Source organism: Anaerotruncus massiliensis (ex Togo et al. 2026) (assembly GCF_900199635.1).
Classification (GTDB): Bacteria; Bacillota; Clostridia; order Oscillospirales; family Ruminococcaceae; genus Anaerotruncus; species Anaerotruncus massiliensis.
Map to the genome: position 1 here is coordinate 96,220 of NZ_LT962687.1, position 14,571 is coordinate 110,790.

A 14,571-nucleotide genomic window follows, 5' to 3' on the forward strand; every position below is an offset into this window, starting at 1 on the left:
GGGATACTTTTGGCTCAGTTTAATGCGAACAACAATGACGAGCTCAAGGAGCGCGTCGTAGCGATTAACCGCGTTTCCAAAACGGTGAAAGGCGGACGCATCTTCAAGTTCGCGGCCCTCGTGGTTGTCGGCGACGGCAACGGCACGGTCGGCTTCGGGCTTGGTAAAGCGGGCGAGGTACCCGACGCCATCCGCAAGGGTATTGAGGACGCGAAAAAACACCTTCACAAGATCTCCCTCAAGGGAACGACCATCCCCCACGAGGCGATCGGCGTTTACGGCGCGGGACGCGTGCTGATGAAACCGGCCCCGGAAGGAACCGGCGTCATCGCGGGCGGCCCCGTCCGTGCGGTGATGGAGACCGCGGGCATCAAGGACATCCGTACCAAGTGCCTGCGTTCCAACAACCCCTGCAACGTCGTTTCGGCGACCATCCAGGGGCTGTGCTCCCTGCGTGACGCGGAGCAGGTCGCGGCCATCCGCGGCAAATCCGTGAAGGATATTATTGGATAAGGAGGAAGGCGTTATGGCGCTTACCATCAAGCTCGTTAAGAGCCTCGTCGGCAGAAAAGACGACCAGATTGCCACCGCCGAATCCTTGGGACTGCGCAGGATCGGCGATACCACCACCCAGCCCGACAACGACGCGACGAAGGGCAAGATCACGAAAATTTCCCACCTCATTGAGGTCACCAACGCATAAAGCAAGGAGGTGCAGGTCAAATGAAATTGCATGAACTTTCCCCCGTGCCGGGTTCGAACAAGGACGTGTTCCGCAAGGGCCGCGGCCACGGTTCCGGCAACGGAAAGACGGCGGGCAAGGGCCACAAAGGCCAGAAGGCCCGTTCCGGCGCCAAACAGCCCGGATTTGAGGGCGGCCAGATGCCGCTGGCGCGGCGTGTTCCGAAGCGCGGCTTCGTGAACATCTTCGCCACCCATTACGCCACGGTCAACGTTTCCGATCTCGAGAAATTCGAGGATGGCGCGGTCGTGGACGCCCAGGCGCTCCTCGACGCTGGTATCCTCAAAAAGACCCTTGACGGCGTCAAAGTCCTCGGCAACGGCGAGATCACCAAGAAGCTCACCGTCAACTGCGCGGCTTTTTCAGCGTCTGCCAAGGAAAAGATTGAGAAAGCAGGCGGGAAGGCTGAGGTGAAGTAAAATGTTCCAGACGTTAAAAAACGCGTGGCACATTGCGGACCTGAGGAAAAAGATCCTCTACACCTTGATGATCCTGGTGCTCTTCCGGCTCGGCACGGCCGTCCCGGTGCCCTTCCTTGACGCGCAGGTTCTCCAGCAGATGCTCCAGAACCCCGCCAACGCGGGCAACCTGCTCGGCTATCTCGACATCCTCTCGGGCGGCGCGTTCGCCAGGGCGACCATCTTCGCGCTGTCCATCACCCCGTATATCACCTCTTCGATCGTCATCCAGCTGCTCACCGTGGCCATCCCGGCCCTCGAGCGCATGGCGAAGGAGGGCGAGGACGGGCGCAGAAAGATCAACAAGATCACCCGTTACGTCACCGTCGCGCTCGCGCTTCTGCAGGCATGGGCCTACTACACCCTGCTGCGCAACCAGAGCGGCGCCGTGATGTACCGCAGCGGCTTCGCGGGAATCTTCTCCGCGATCGTCATCATCGCGGCCTTCATGGGCGGCGCGATGCTGATCGTCTACCTGGGCGAGCGCATCGACGAGCACGGCATCGGCAACGGCATCTCGATGATCCTGTTCGCCGGCATCGTTTCCCGCGGCCCGGCGGCGATCCAGAAGCTCTGGATCTACCTGCAGATGGGCTCCGAGCAGCCGATGTACTACTTCACCGTTCCGCTCATTGTGGTGCTCTTCCTCGCGCTGATCGTGGTGATTATCATCATGACCAACGCCGAGCGGCGCATCCCGGTGCAGTACGCCAAAAAGGTCGTAGGCCGCAAGATGTACGGCGGACAGTCGACCTTCATCCCCATTAAAGTGAACATGTCGGGCGTTCTGCCGATCATCTTCGCCTCCTCGCTGCTGGCGATCCCGGGCACCATCAAGGCGTTCGTGGCCCCCAACGGCACCGGCTTCTGGGCGAACTTCCTCGGCGCGTTCAACTACAACACCCCGCTCTACGCGGTGCTCTACTTTATCCTGATCCTCGCGTTCAACTACTTCTACGTGGCGATTCAGTATAACCCGATCGAGATGTCCAACAACCTCAGGAACAACTCGGGCACCATCCCCGGCATCCGTCCGGGCCGTCCGACCTCCGACTTCATCGCGCGGATCATCTCCAAGATCACGCTGGTCGGCGGTATCTTCCTGGCGCTCGTGGCCGTCCTGCCGATCGGCATCGGCGGTATCACCAAGATGAACATCGCGCTCGGCGGAACTTCGATCATCATCGTCGTGGGCGTGGCGCTCGACACCTTCCGGCAGCTGGAAAGCCAGATGATGATGCGCCACTACAAGGGCTTCTTAGAGTAAAGGAGATGTCGTTATGAAACTGATACTCCTCGGCGCTCCCGGCGCCGGCAAAGGCACCCAGGCGGAAGTCATCTGTGAAAAGCTGGGAATCCCGGCCATCAGCACGGGCAACATCATCCGTGAGGCGCTCAAGAACGGGACCGAGATGGGTCTGCGCGCGAAATCCTATATGGAGAGCGGCGCGCTGGTGCCCGACGAGGTCGTGATCGGCATCATCAAGGAGCGGCTCCAGCAGGACGACTGCAAAAACGGGTTCATCCTCGACGGATTCCCGCGCACCGTCCCGCAGGCCGCCGCGCTTGACGAGATGGGCGTCGAGATCGACAGGGTCATCGACATCGAGGTCGCCGACGAGGCGATCGAACGGCGGCTTTCCGGCCGCAGGGTCTGCGAGAGCTGCGGCGCCAGCTACCATGTCGACTACAAGCCTTCCAAGGTGGAGGGCGTGTGCGACAAGGACGGCGGGAAGCTGATCATCCGCAAGGACGACCAGCCCGAGACCGTGCGCGGCCGCCTGGCCACCTACCACGAGCAGACCGAGCCCCTCAAGGAGTTCTACCAGAAGAAGGGCAAGCTCCGCATCGTGGAAGGCCAGGAAGAAGTTGCGGACACCACGAAACTGACGCTTGCCGCGCTGGAGGCTTAAGTATGGTCGTGCTGAAAACGTCGAAGGAGCTTGCGAAGATGAAACGCGCCGGCTCCATCTCAGCACAGGCGTTGCAGGTGGGGGGCGCGGCGGTCAGACCCGGCGTTACGACGGGCGAGATCGACCGGGCCGTCAGAAGTTTCATTCAATCCAAAGGCGCCATCCCCTCGTTTTTAGGGTATGGTGGTTTTCCGGGCAGCGCGTGCGTGTCGGTGAATGACGAGATCATCCACGGCATCCCCGGGGGACGCGTCATCCAGGAGGGCGACATTGTGAGCATCGACGTGGGAGCCATCGTTGACGGCTACCACGGGGACAACGCGGCGACCTTCGCCGCGGGCAGGGTGAGCGATGCGGCCCAGAAGCTGATGGACGCGACAAGAGAGAGCCTGCTGGCGGCGATCGCGGTTGCAAAACCGGGCGCGCGGCTGGGGGACATCGGGTACGCGGTGCAGTCGTACGTGGAGGCGCTCGGTTACGGCGTCGTGCGCGAGTATGTCGGGCACGGGATCGGGACCGAGATGCATGAGGAACCGGAGGTGCCCAACTACGGGCGCCCCGGCCACGGCGTGCGGCTGGTCCCCGGCATGGTCATCGCCATCGAGCCGATGATCACCGAGGGCTCACCCGCGCTGCACGTGCTGGACAACGACTGGACGGTCGTGACCAACGACCATAAGCTCGCCGCGCATTTCGAGCATACCGTCGCGATCACCGAGAGCGGCCCGGTCATCCTGACTCTGCCTTGAGCGGGAGGTGCGGGATGCCGGTCGAAAGGGGTCGCGTGGTGTGCTCGAAGGCGGGGCACGACGCGGGAGGCTACTTTGTGGCCCTCGCGGAGGAAGAGGGGCGGGTCCTGCTCTGCGACGGCGGACGCAGGCCGCTGGAAGCCCCAAAGCGTAAGAGCGTCAAACACATCCGGAAAACCAACACGGTGCTCGACCTTTCGGGCATCGACACCAATCGAAAGCTGCGCAGGGCGCTTGCCGCCCTCCGGCGGGAATCAGACGAGGGAGGAAATCAGCTTGTCTAAGGAAGATGTCATCGAAATTGAGGGCGTCGTCGTGGAGAGCCTGCCCAACGCACAGTTCCGCGTGGAGCTGCCCAACGGGCATCAGCTTTTGGCGCACATTTCCGGCAAACTGCGGATGAACTTCATCCGCATCCTGCCGGGAGACAAGGTCACGCTGGAGATGTCTCCGTACGACCTGACCAAGGGGCGCATCACGTGGCGTTCCAAATAGCAGATACCGTTTTTACCGATTGAAGGAGGTAGTTTCGCATGAAAGTCAGACCTTCCGTGAAACCGATTTGCGAAAAATGCAAGATCATCAAGCGCAAGGGCCGCATCATGGTAATATGCCAAAACCCCAAGCACAAACAGCGTCAGGGCTAAAGTGCAGACCAGAATAATGGAGGTGCAAGAACAGTATGGCTCGTATAGCTGGCGTTGACCTGCCGAGAGACAAGCGGGTCGAGATCGGGCTGACCTATATCTTCGGGATCGGCCGCAAAACCGCACAGCAGATCCTCGAGTCCACCGGAGTGAACCCGGACATCCGTGTCAAGGACCTTACGGAGGACGACGTTTCCAAACTGCGTGAGTATATCGACCACAACGTGCAGGTGGAGGGCGACCTTCGCCGTGAGACGGCGCTGAATATCAAGCGCCTGGTTGAGATCGGCTGCTACCGCGGCGTGCGTCACCGCAAAGGGCTTCCCGTCCGCGGACAGCGCACCAAGACCAACGCGCGCACCCGCAAGGGACCCAAGAAGACAATCGCCAACAAGAAGAAATAATCAGGGAGGGATATAGACGATGGCAAAGGTTGCCGCTAAAAAGACCGCCACTCGCAGGCGTCGGGAACGCAAGAACATCGAGCGTGGCGCCGCACATATCCAGTCCACCTTTAACAACACGATCGTGACGATCACCGACACCCAGGGCAACGCCCTTTCGTGGGCCTCGGCCGGCGGGCTCGGCTTCCGCGGTTCCCGCAAGAGCACCCCGTTTGCCGCGCAGACCGCTGCGGAAGTCGCCGCGAAAGCTGCGATGGAGCACGGACTCAAGACGGTCGAAGTGTTTGTAAAGGGCCCGGGCTCGGGCCGTGAGGCTGCCATCCGCGCGCTGCAGGCGGCGGGACTCGAGGTCAACATGATCAAGGACGTCACCCCGATTCCGCACAACGGATGCCGCCCGCCCAAGAGAAGGCGCGTATAAGCAGCGGCTCATAGCCGCCAACCAATCAGGAGGTGCAATTTATGGCAAGATATACCGGCGCTGTATGCAGGCTCTGCCGCCGCGAGAACAAGAAGCTGTTCCTCAAGGGCGAGCGTTGCTACACCGATAAGTGCGCCGTCACCCGCAGGGCCACCGTCCCCGGGCAGCACGGCAAAGCGCGCACCAGAAAGGCTTCCGAATATGGAGTCCAGCTGCGCGCCAAACAGCAGGCCAGGCGTTACTACGGCATCCTGGAAAGCCAGTTCGCCAAGTACTTTGATATGGCCGCCGCGAAACCCGGCGTCACGGGCGAGAATCTGCTGCGCATCTGCGAGAGCAGGCTCGACAACGTGGTCTACCGCCTCGGTTTCGCTTCCTCCCGCAAGGAGGCCCGCCAGCTCGTCCGCCACGGCCACTTCACCGTGAACGGCAAGAAGGCCAACATCCCCTCCATCCTGCTCAAGGCCGGCGACACCGTTGCCGTCAAGTCCAAGAGCGACAAGCTCAAGGGCGTGGTGGAAGCGTTTGGCTCCCGTCCCGTTCCCAAGTGGCTCGACTGCGACAAGACCAATATGACCGGACGCGTCATCGAGCTCCCGAACCGTGAGGACATCGACCTGGATGTTGAAGAGCATCTCATCGTCGAGTTGTACAGCAAATAATCCGGCTGCGTGAATCACGCGCCAAGCATGGTTGCAGGGAAACGAGAATGACCAGGCGGGAATGCTCCCGCCGCAGAAGGAGGGTCCATAATGGTCAAGATCATAGAGCCCAAGATAGAAACGGTCGAGCTCAAATCTGACGGCAGTTACGGCAAATTTGTTGCGGAACCGTTGGACAGGGGATTTGGTACAACGCTCGGCAACTCGCTGCGCCGCGTGCTGCTTTCCTCTCTTCCTGGTGTTGCGGTCATCTCTGTGAAGATCGACGGAATACAACACGAATTCTCGACAATCCCGGGCGTAAAAGAAGATGTAACCGAGATCATCCTCAATATCAAGGGCCTCACCGCAAAGCTCTATTGCGACGAGCCCAAGACGGTGAGGATCGATGCGCAGGGTGAATGTGAAGTGACTGCGGGCAGCATCGAGTGCGACAGCGAGGTCGAGATCCTCGACCCGAGCATGCATATCGCGACGCTCGACGCCGGCGCGAAGCTCTCCATGGAGATCACGCTCAAGAAGGGCCAGGGATACGTCTCGGCCGAGCGCAACAAGCACACCGAGCTGGAAAAAGCCCCGGTGGGCACCATCGCCGTGGACAGCATCTATACCCCCGTGCTCAAGGTCAACTACACGGTGGAAAACACCCGCGTGGAACAGATAACCGACTACGATAAATTAACGCTGGAAGTCTGGACGGACGGCACCATCTCCGCGAAGGAGGCGGTCAGTCTGGCGGCCAAGATCCTCAATAGGCAACTCAATCATTTCGTCGATCTTTCCGACGAGGTGAGTGCGACCGAGATCATGGACAAGAAAGAGGATACCGGCAAGGATAAACTCCTTGAGATGACCATTGAAGAGCTTGACTTATCTGTTCGCGCGTTCAACTGTCTGAAGAGGGCCGGCGTCAACACCGTGGCAGACCTCATCAACAAGTCCCCCGACGAGATGATGAAGGTCCGGAACCTCGGCAAAAAATCGCTGGAAGAGGTCATCTGGAAGTTACAGTCACTGGGATTCGACCTTTCTAAGGACGACGACAACTGAATTTACCGGCCGCGCCCCGCGGCCCAACCCCGTCCGGGCTGTTAACGGGCGGGAATCTCAAAGCATTGGGTAAGGAGTGAAACAGAATGCCAGGAACCAGGAAACTCGGCCGGTCTTCCAGCCACAGAATGGCGATGCTCAGGGCGATGGTTACCTTCCTGCTGGAAAACGGCAAGATCGAAACCACCGTCACCCGGGCCAAGGAAGTCCGCGCGATGACCGAGAAGATGATTACAACGGCGAAAACCAACGATCTCCACTCCAAGCGTCAGGTGCTCTCCTTTGTCACAAAGGAGGACGTTGCGAAGAAGCTCTTCGACGAGATCGCCCCGAAGTACAAAGAGACCAAGGGCGGCTATACCAGGATCGTCAAGATCGGACCTCGCCGCGGTGACGCCGCAGAGATGGCTATCATCGAGCTCGTTTGATTTATTTAAAAGAGGGACCGCACACCGTGCGGTCCCTCTTTTTATCTTCCCCGGGGTTGGCCCTAGGCGGCGGGTTTAGATTGTCCGCTCAACGAGCGGCGGAGGTTGTCGGTAGTCGACCGACAGCGTGCTTAGATTTTCCGCTCAGTGAGCGGTGTAGCTTGCCGGGTCCCGCCCCGGCAGGCGGCCCTATTTCTTGGCCGCCCAAGAAATAGGGGAAAGAAACCGCAGGGGGCTGCGCCCCCTTGACCCCCGCGCCGCCTCCGGTTGGCCTTCAGCCAAAGTCGGCGGCGCCCCGTCCACGGATCAGCGGACGGGCTTACAGCATCCCGCCCGCCTCCGCGCCGCAGGCGCAATGCCTCTGCCCGGGAGTCTCCGGAACCGTACCGGGAGTGCTTCCGGGGAGACACGGCCGCATTTGCGTGGCGCGCATCTCCCACGGGGAAGCGGAAAACTGCGCGGCTTCGCCGCGCACGCGCGCAGGGCGCGCGAACGCCCGGAACGGGCGTTGTTTTCCGCCGTATGTCCCCGGCGAGCCATCCGGCTTCGGTCGTTGGGCGCACCCGTAACCTGAATTGAGCCTTCAGCTGGTGTACCCGTGGGGAGCGGCGGTAACCTGCGGATACTGGCAAGGTACTCCCGGGGGATACCGCTTAAAGTTCCGGCCCGCAGGGCCGGGTCCGCGTAGCGGACTCAAGCCGGGGTCGCGGGGCGGAGCGCCCGCGAGCGGCCGTCGCGCGTAGCGCGCTCCGGGCGCAGCCCGGGCAGGCCGCCCAAGGTGGAGGGTTCTTAGGCGGACTTTTGGTTCCTTTTCGTCCGTCCGAAAAGGAACCCGTGGCGCGCGGCGGAACGCGCTCGTGATTCTTACCGCCCACGGGCGGCAATTCCCGTCGACGCCCTGCCGGGCGCAGCGCGGCAAACTCAAGAGGATTCTGCCGGGCGCAGCGCGGCAACCTCCTCCGCCCACGAGCGGAAAAATTAAGAGAACTCCGCCGCGCGGCGCATCCGCTCGATGAGCTCGTCGAGCCCAGCGTCGCGTGGAGCGGCCCGGCGTGCCTGCTCCTCCCGCCAGGCCTGCCAGCCGCCCTCAAAGGCGGAGACGCCGCCCTGTTCGACGAAGAGCAGCCGCTCCGCGACCTGCTCGGCAAGGCGGCGGTCGTGGGTCACGACGAGCAGGGTGCCCTGCCATTTTCGCAGGAGGCTCTCAAGCGCCTCGGCGGTGTAGAGGTCGATGTGGTTGGTCGGCTCGTCTAGGACGAGCAGGTTGCAGTCGGAGGCGAGCAGCCGCGCGAAGACCGCCTTGGCGCGTTCGCCGCCCGAGAGGGTCCCCGCGATTTTGTGCACGTCGTCCCCGGCGATACCGAGATTGGCGAGGATGGTGCGCACCTCGTGCTCCTCGAGCGGGGAATCGGCCCGCGCGTTTTCGAGCACCGTCTTTTGGGGGTCGAGCACCTCGTGATTCTGGGAGAAATACCCCGGCTTCACCCCCTCGGCGAACCGGGCACATTCGCCATCGCGCATCAGGTGCTCCAGAAGGGTGGTCTTGCCCGCGCCGTTGGGACCGAGCATGACGGTGCGGCTGCCGGTGGGCAGGGAGAAGGAGGCGTCCTTCAGGACGGTGCGCGGTCCGTAACGGACGGTCAGTCCCTCGACGCGCGCGGCGGTTTTGGCGGTGACGGGGTGCGCGGCGCCGAGCGCCATGCGCACCTCGGGCAGGTCTCCGGGGCGTTCCCGCGCCTCCAGGCGTTCCGCGCGGCGGGAGAGCGCCTTGGCCCGCGCCTCCACCGTGCCCTGGGGGATCGAGGCGGTGCCCTTGTGGAGCCGCGCCTCGCTGAGTCCCATGCGCCGGGGCATTTTCCGCATCCCGCGCGCCGCTTCCCGCAGGTCGCGCGCCTCCGCGAGCAGGCGGGCCTTTTCCGCGCGGTACTGGTCATACTCGAACTGCCGGAAGGCGTGTTCCCGGTCGCGCTCGGCGATCCACGCGGAATAGCCGCCTGGGAAGACCCGCACCGTCCCCTCCTCGATCGCCCAGATTGCGGTGCACACCCGGTCGAGCAGCGCGCGGTCGTGGGAGACGAGCACCACCGCGCCGCGGTACCCGCGGAGCTGCTTTTGTAGCGTCTCGATGCCGTCGAGGTCGAGGTTGGTGGTCGGCTCGTCGGCGAAGAGCAGCGGGTCCCCGCGTGAAAAGGCCGCCGCAAGAGCGGCGCGGGTGCGCTCCCCGCCGCTCTTGCGGGCGCCGTCCGCCACCGCCCACTCCCGGAGCGTCCGCCCGTCGCCCTCGCCCTCCGCCTCGCCCGACTGGCGGACGAGCGCAATGGGGCAGCGCCGGTCAATGGTTCCCTCGTCGGCGGGCTCTCCGCCAAAGAGGATGTTTAAGAGCGTCGATTTGCCCGCGCCGTTCGCGCCGACCAGCCCGATGCGGTCGCCGTCGTGGACCTCGAGCTTATCCACGGAAAAGAGCGTGCGGACCCCAAAGCTTTTTTTGAGGTCCCGCGCCTGTAACAGATACATAAAAATCCCTCCCGGACGTCCTGTCCGGGAGGGATTCCGATTCGCAGAAAGCGCGCGGCCATGCAAAAAAGCGCACGGGCGCGCGGCGCTGCCGCCCAGGGGCGGGGAGGCGCATTTCCGTTGCGGGAAATCAACATTTCTGCGGCGGATGCCAGCCGGACAGAACAACATAAGACGGCCGCAGCGGCCGCCGTGGTGTGTTCTTGATTCATCGGCTGTTATTTACGCATCTTCCGCAGAAACCTCGTGCTTTCTTAGATTTGGCTGTATTCTATCACAGGGCCGGGTTCTTGTCAAGCGGGGGCTATTCCCTGTCGGACGACTGGAAGGAGACGCCCGTCAAAAAGGGCGAAAACCCGATGCCGGTGACGCCCTTGCCCGAGGCGTAGTAGCTCGTTTCGAAGTAGAGGGGGATGACCGCGCCGTCCTCGAGCAGGAGGGTCTCCGCCTGACGGTAGGCGTCGAACAGCTCAACGCCGCTGAGGGTGGAGGCCGAATCGAGCAGTGCGTCGAAATCGGCGTTGGAATAGCCCGCCCAGTTCTGCCCCGAGCCGGACCGGAAGAGGGAGAGCAGCGCGTCGGGGGAGGAATAGGCGGCCGAGAGGGGCACGATGGCCGCGTCGAAATCGCCCTCCCGCACCCGTTCGAGGGCCTCCTCCTGCGGCAGGACGTTAAGCCCGGCGAAGAGTCCGAGGGAGCGCTGGAGCCCCTGCTGGACGTATCCGGCCAGCGCCCGCTGGTTGTTGCCCTCGCAGACGAGCAGCTCCCCCAGCGGCAGGGCGGAGAGACCGAGGTCCTCGAGCCCCGCCACATAGCATCGCTTGGCGAGGTCGGGGCTCGAGACGAGCGGCCCCTTTTCCCCGGCCCGCGCCCGGAAGGTCTCCCCCTGCCAGAGGATGGCGGGCGGCACCAGCGTATCGGCAGCGCGCAGGTTGCCGGGAAGCCGGCCCTCAAAGAGGGAACGGTTGACGCTGTAGGCGACCGCCTGGCGGATGTTCGTGTTCGCGAGGGGCTCCTTGTGTCCGTTGAGCAGGAGCACCCACACGGTGTCCTCAAAGGAGGTGACCTGCCCGCCCGTGTCCTCCACGGCGGGAAGGTCGGAGAAGGAGACCTTGCAGGCGTCCGTTTCGCCCGCGAGGAAACGGGCGGCGGGTTCCGCGCCGTCCGCCGCGCCGGGCGTATAGAGGTCCACCCCGCGCGCGACGACCGGCTGGTCGTCGAGGTAATGCCTGTTGCGGCGCAGGGAGATCACCCGGTCGTTGTTCCAGTTGTAGAGATAGAAGGGGCCATTGCAGAGCAGGCTTCCGATGTCGAAGCCGTAGCGGGCGCGCGTCGACTCGAAGAATTCCCGGCTGCAGGGCATCGCGTAGCTCGCGGAGAGCAGCTCGGGCAGGCGGCTGTCCTGCCGGACGAGGGTGACCTCCAGCGTGTAGTCGTCGAGTGCGCGCACGCCGAGCGAGGACTGGGGCGCCGCGCCGCTCAGGATAAGCGAGGCGTTTTTGACCGAGGAGAACTCCCCCGCGAAGGGGCTGAACGCCGCCGGGTCGAACATGCGGGAGAGCGCGAAGGCGAAGTCGTGTGCGGTCACGGGGGCCTCGTGGAAGGCGGAACGGCTGCCGGAGGCGTTCCACACGGCATCCCGGCGCAGGTGGAAGGTCCAGACAAGCCCGTCGCCCGAGACCTCACTGCTTTCGGCGAGGCGGGGGACCACCTCGCCGTCGGGAAGCTGGCGGTAGAGCCCCTCAAAGGTGTTGGAGATGATCATGCGGGCGGTCGTGTCGGTCGCGAACTGGGGGTCGAGCAGGGAAACGCCCGTGGGGACGTCGTAGCGGATGATCTCGCCGGCGGAGCTCCCGCATCCGCCCAGCAGGAGCAGCAGGAACAATATCAAAGCGGCTGCGCGCAGTTTTCTCATGGCGGCACCTTCCGTTGAAATCTTAGTCAAATTCTATCAGAATTCGCGCCGGTTTGCAAACCCGCGCGCACCCAAAAGGTGCGGAAAAGCCCGGGATTTGCTGCGCCGCGGGGGTTCGGCCTGAATCCCCAGAATTCGCCAAAAACACAACATCTTGTGCCAAACGAAAAAACCGCTACTAAAAAATGTGTTTTTCACCATTGACAGGGAACCTGTTTTCCATTAAAATAGAAACTGCGTGATGAAATGGAACTATATCTTGTGGAAAATAAAGAAAAATACCACAAAATATGGGGACAACAAGATAACGGAGGGTACCCGAATGATACAGACGATTGTAAAGCGCGACGGCCGGTGCGTCCTGTTCGACCTCGACAAGATCGCGGCCGCGATCTTCAAGGCGGCGCAGGCGCTGGGCGGCAGCGATTACGAGATGGCCCGCGCGCTGGCGGAGCAGGTGGCCGCCTCCCTCGAGGAGGCCGGGAACCAGAGCCCCACGGTCGAGGAGATCCAGGACGCGGTGGAGCGCACGCTCGTGGACAACGGCCACGCCCGCACCGCCAAGGAGTTCATCCTCTACCGCGCGCAGCGCACCCGCGTGCGCGATATGAACACCCGCCTCATGAAGACCTATGAGGAGCTCACCTACAAGTCGGCGGACGAGAACGACATCAAGCGGGAGAACGCCAACATCGACGGCGACACCGCGATGGGCACGATGCTCAAATACGGCTCCGAGGGGGCCAAGCAGTTCTACCACATGTTCGTGCTGCGGCCCGAGCACTCGAAGGCGCACCTGGCGGGGGACATCCACATCCACGACCTCGATTTCCTGACGCTGACGACCACCTGCTGCCAGATCGACATCGACAAGCTCTTCACCGGCGGCTTCTGCACCGGGCACGGCTTTCTGCGGGAGCCCAACGACATCTCGAGCTACGCGGCCCTCGCCTGCATCGCCATCCAGTCCAACCAGAACGACCAGCACGGCGGACAGAGCATCCCCAACTTCGACTACGGAATGGCCAAGGGTGTGGCGAAGACCTACCGCAAGCTCTACACCCGCAACCTCGCCAAGGGGCTCGAGCTCTTCTGCGGCATCGACGACGCGGAGGGGATCGCCAAGGCGATCCGCGACGGGATTTCCGACGCGCGGGGAATCGGCCCCGTCTTTGCGGACGACAACGGCTACCGAGACCAGGAGGCCGAGCTGCTGCACGAATACACCGACGGGGAGACGACGGAAAAGCTCCAGCAGTTCGCCCGCCGGGAGGCGGTCAAGGAGACCCGCCGCGCCACCTACCAGGCGATGGAGGCGTTCGTCCACAACCTCAACACGATGCATTCCCGCGCGGGCGCGCAGATCCCCTTCTCGTCGATCAACTACGGCACCGACACCTCGCCGGAGGGCCGCCTTGTGGTCGAATGCGTGCTGCGCGCCACCGAGGCGGGGCTCGGCAACGGCGAGACCCCCATCTTCCCCATTCACATCTTCAAGGTGAAGGAGGGGATCAACTTTAACGACGGCGAACCCAACTACGACCTCTTCAAGCTCGCCTGCCGCGTGTCGGCCAAGCGGCTCTTCCCCAACTTTTCCTTCATCGACGCGCCCTACAACCTCCAGTACTACAAGCCCGGCCACCCCGAGACGGAGATCGCCTACATGGGCTGCCGCACCCGCGTGATCGGCAACCACTACGACCCCACCCGCGAGATCGTCAACGGCCGCGGCAACCTGAGCTTCACCTCGGTGAACCTGCCGCGCATCGCCATCCGCGCGAAGGGGGACGTCGACTGGTTCTTTGAGGAGCTCGACCGCAAGATCGACCTCGTGATCGACCAGCTCATGGAGCGGTTTGAAATCCAAGCGAAAAAGAAGGTCCGCAACTACCCCTTCCTGATGGGGCAGGGGGTGTGGATCGATTCGGACAAGCTCGGTCCCGACGACGAGGTGCGCGAGGTGCTCAAACACGGCACCCTGTCGATGGGCTTCATCGGGCTGGCGGAGACGCTCAAGGCGCTGATCGGCCAGCACCACGGGGAGAGCGAGTACGCGCAGAACCTCGGGCTGGAGATCATCGGGCACATGCGCCGCCGCATGGACGACGCGACCCGCGCCACCGGCTTCAACTACACCCTGCTCGCCACCCCGGCCGAGGGGCTTTCGGGGCGGTTCGTGCGGATGGACCGCAAGCAGTTCGGGGAGCTCGAAGGGATCACCGACCACGAGTTCTACACCAACTCCTTCCACATCCCCGTCTACTACAACATCTCCGCCAGCGAGAAGATCCGCCTCGAGGCGCCCTACCACGCGCTGACCAACGCGGGGCACATCTCCTACATCGAGCTGGACGGCGACCCGCTGAAAAACCTCGACGCGTTTGAGCAGGTGGTGCGCTACATGAAGGAGTGCGGCATCGGCTACGGCTCGATCAACCACCCGGTCGACCGCGACCCCGTCTGCGGCTACACCGGCATCATCGACGAGGTCTGCCCCCGCTGCGGCAGGCGCGAGGGGGAGGCCGTGAGCGTCCAGAAGCTGCGGGAGCTCGGCTGCTGGCAGGAGAGCGCCGCCAACTGCGGCTACTGCGGGGACCCCTTTGAGGAGAGCGAGCGCAGCGCGAATCCGCTTTCCTTCTGAACAATTTAGAACGATTAAATGAGGAGG

The 14,571-nt window shown here is 63.0% G+C and carries 17 protein-coding genes; 15 read left to right on the forward strand and 2 right to left on the reverse strand.

Annotation, left to right across the window (positions count from 1 at the left end; all coding sequences use genetic code 11):
- Window positions 1-9: 9 nt before the first annotated feature.
- The 14 genes from rpsE (at window position 10) to rplQ (ending at window position 7,474) form a co-directional block, all read left to right on the forward strand.
- A complete protein-coding gene (rpsE, locus tag C1A13_RS01035) occupies window positions 10-513 on the forward strand; it encodes a 30S ribosomal protein S5 (RefSeq protein ID WP_101548311.1) in 504 nt (167 codons plus the stop codon).
- Window positions 514-526: 13 nt separating this feature from the next.
- Entirely contained in the window at window positions 527-703 is a 177-nt protein-coding gene (gene rpmD, locus C1A13_RS01040; RefSeq protein ID WP_101548314.1) for a 50S ribosomal protein L30, read from the forward strand.
- Window positions 704-723: 20 nt separating this feature from the next.
- The gene (gene rplO / locus C1A13_RS01045; protein WP_101548316.1) at window positions 724-1,161 is read left to right on the forward strand and encodes a 50S ribosomal protein L15; all 438 of its coding nucleotides are present in this window, start codon (window positions 724-726) and stop codon (window positions 1,159-1,161) included.
- Between the two features lies 1 nt (window position 1,162).
- Window positions 1,163-2,467, forward strand: coding sequence for a preprotein translocase subunit SecY (secY, locus tag C1A13_RS01050; protein WP_101548318.1), 1,305 nt, complete (start codon window positions 1,163-1,165; stop codon window positions 2,465-2,467).
- A gap of 13 nt (window positions 2,468-2,480) precedes the next feature.
- Window positions 2,481-3,113, forward strand: a complete 633-nt coding sequence (locus tag C1A13_RS01055; RefSeq protein ID WP_101548321.1) for an adenylate kinase — start codon at window positions 2,481-2,483, stop codon at window positions 3,111-3,113.
- Window positions 3,114-3,115: 2 nt separating this feature from the next.
- Window positions 3,116-3,862, forward strand: coding sequence for a type I methionyl aminopeptidase (gene map / locus C1A13_RS01060; RefSeq protein ID WP_101548323.1), 747 nt, complete (start codon window positions 3,116-3,118; stop codon window positions 3,860-3,862).
- A 14-nt stretch (window positions 3,863-3,876) separates the two neighbouring features.
- Window positions 3,877-4,146, forward strand: a complete 270-nt coding sequence (locus C1A13_RS01065; RefSeq protein WP_207726248.1) for a KOW domain-containing RNA-binding protein — start codon at window positions 3,877-3,879, stop codon at window positions 4,144-4,146.
- Window positions 4,139-4,357 carry a translation initiation factor IF-1 gene (gene infA, locus C1A13_RS01070; protein WP_066455331.1) on the forward strand — a complete coding sequence of 73 codons (219 nt, stop codon included), beginning with the start codon at window positions 4,139-4,141 and terminating at the stop codon, window positions 4,355-4,357. Before C1A13_RS01065 ends, infA begins: the two co-directional genes overlap by 8 nt.
- Window positions 4,358-4,395: 38 nt before the next feature.
- A complete protein-coding gene (gene rpmJ / locus C1A13_RS01075) occupies window positions 4,396-4,509 on the forward strand; it encodes a 50S ribosomal protein L36 (RefSeq protein ID WP_066455330.1) in 114 nt (37 codons plus the stop codon).
- Window positions 4,510-4,544: 35 nt separating this feature from the next.
- Window positions 4,545-4,913, forward strand: coding sequence for a 30S ribosomal protein S13 (rpsM, locus tag C1A13_RS01080; protein ID WP_101548325.1), 369 nt, complete (start codon window positions 4,545-4,547; stop codon window positions 4,911-4,913).
- Window positions 4,914-4,932: 19 nt separating this feature from the next.
- Window positions 4,933-5,334, forward strand: coding sequence for a 30S ribosomal protein S11 (gene rpsK, locus C1A13_RS01085; protein WP_101548327.1), 402 nt, complete (start codon window positions 4,933-4,935; stop codon window positions 5,332-5,334).
- Between the two features lie 41 nt (window positions 5,335-5,375).
- Window positions 5,376-5,996, forward strand: coding sequence for a 30S ribosomal protein S4 (rpsD, locus tag C1A13_RS01090; protein ID WP_101548329.1), 621 nt, complete (start codon window positions 5,376-5,378; stop codon window positions 5,994-5,996).
- A gap of 90 nt (window positions 5,997-6,086) precedes the next feature.
- Window positions 6,087-7,046, forward strand: coding sequence for a DNA-directed RNA polymerase subunit alpha (locus C1A13_RS01095; RefSeq protein ID WP_101548347.1), 960 nt, complete (start codon window positions 6,087-6,089; stop codon window positions 7,044-7,046).
- Window positions 7,047-7,132: 86 nt separating this feature from the next.
- Entirely contained in the window at window positions 7,133-7,474 is a 342-nt protein-coding gene (rplQ, locus tag C1A13_RS01100; protein WP_101548349.1) for a 50S ribosomal protein L17, read from the forward strand.
- A 978-nt stretch (window positions 7,475-8,452) separates the two neighbouring features.
- Here rplQ and abc-f read toward each other — a convergent pair.
- On the reverse strand, window positions 8,453-9,988 hold the full coding sequence (gene abc-f / locus C1A13_RS01105; protein ID WP_101548351.1) for a ribosomal protection-like ABC-F family protein: 1,536 nt from the start codon (window positions 9,986-9,988) through the stop codon (window positions 8,453-8,455).
- Window positions 9,989-10,292: 304 nt separating this feature from the next.
- On the reverse strand, window positions 10,293-11,903 hold the full coding sequence (locus C1A13_RS01110; protein ID WP_101548353.1) for a peptide ABC transporter substrate-binding protein: 1,611 nt from the start codon (window positions 11,901-11,903) through the stop codon (window positions 10,293-10,295).
- A 322-nt stretch (window positions 11,904-12,225) separates the two neighbouring features.
- Between C1A13_RS01110 and C1A13_RS01115 the strand changes: the two genes are divergently transcribed.
- The gene (locus C1A13_RS01115) at window positions 12,226-14,544 is read left to right on the forward strand and encodes an anaerobic ribonucleoside triphosphate reductase (RefSeq protein WP_101548355.1); all 2,319 of its coding nucleotides are present in this window, start codon (window positions 12,226-12,228) and stop codon (window positions 14,542-14,544) included.
- The last annotated feature ends 27 nt before the right edge of the window (window positions 14,545-14,571 follow it).

What these genes read in the sequence shown, in the direction of transcription:
- rpmD (WP_101548314.1), top strand. Translation starts at nt 527, where the DNA reads ATGGCGCTTACCATCAAGCTCGTTAAGAGCCTCGTCGGCAGAAAAGAC.
- rplO (WP_101548316.1), top strand. Translation starts at nt 724, where the DNA reads ATGAAATTGCATGAACTTTCCCCCGTGCCGGGTTCGAACAAGGACGTG.
- secY (WP_101548318.1), top strand. Translation starts at nt 1,163, where the DNA reads ATGTTCCAGACGTTAAAAAACGCGTGGCACATTGCGGACCTGAGGAAA.
- C1A13_RS01055 (WP_101548321.1), top strand. Translation starts at nt 2,481, where the DNA reads ATGAAACTGATACTCCTCGGCGCTCCCGGCGCCGGCAAAGGCACCCAG.
- map (WP_101548323.1), top strand. Translation starts at nt 3,116, where the DNA reads ATGGTCGTGCTGAAAACGTCGAAGGAGCTTGCGAAGATGAAACGCGCC.
- C1A13_RS01065 (WP_207726248.1), top strand. Translation starts at nt 3,877, where the DNA reads ATGCCGGTCGAAAGGGGTCGCGTGGTGTGCTCGAAGGCGGGGCACGAC.
- rpmJ (WP_066455330.1), top strand. Translation starts at nt 4,396, where the DNA reads ATGAAAGTCAGACCTTCCGTGAAACCGATTTGCGAAAAATGCAAGATC.
- rpsM (WP_101548325.1), top strand. Translation starts at nt 4,545, where the DNA reads ATGGCTCGTATAGCTGGCGTTGACCTGCCGAGAGACAAGCGGGTCGAG.
- rpsK (WP_101548327.1), top strand. Translation starts at nt 4,933, where the DNA reads ATGGCAAAGGTTGCCGCTAAAAAGACCGCCACTCGCAGGCGTCGGGAA.
- rpsD (WP_101548329.1), top strand. Translation starts at nt 5,376, where the DNA reads ATGGCAAGATATACCGGCGCTGTATGCAGGCTCTGCCGCCGCGAGAAC.
- C1A13_RS01095 (WP_101548347.1), top strand. Translation starts at nt 6,087, where the DNA reads ATGGTCAAGATCATAGAGCCCAAGATAGAAACGGTCGAGCTCAAATCT.
- rplQ (WP_101548349.1), top strand. Translation starts at nt 7,133, where the DNA reads ATGCCAGGAACCAGGAAACTCGGCCGGTCTTCCAGCCACAGAATGGCG.
- abc-f (WP_101548351.1), bottom strand. Translation starts at nt 9,988, where the DNA reads ATGTATCTGTTACAGGCGCGGGACCTCAAAAAAAGCTTTGGGGTCCGC.
- C1A13_RS01110 (WP_101548353.1), bottom strand. Translation starts at nt 11,903, where the DNA reads ATGAGAAAACTGCGCGCAGCCGCTTTGATATTGTTCCTGCTGCTCCTG.
- C1A13_RS01115 (WP_101548355.1), top strand. Translation starts at nt 12,226, where the DNA reads ATGATACAGACGATTGTAAAGCGCGACGGCCGGTGCGTCCTGTTCGAC.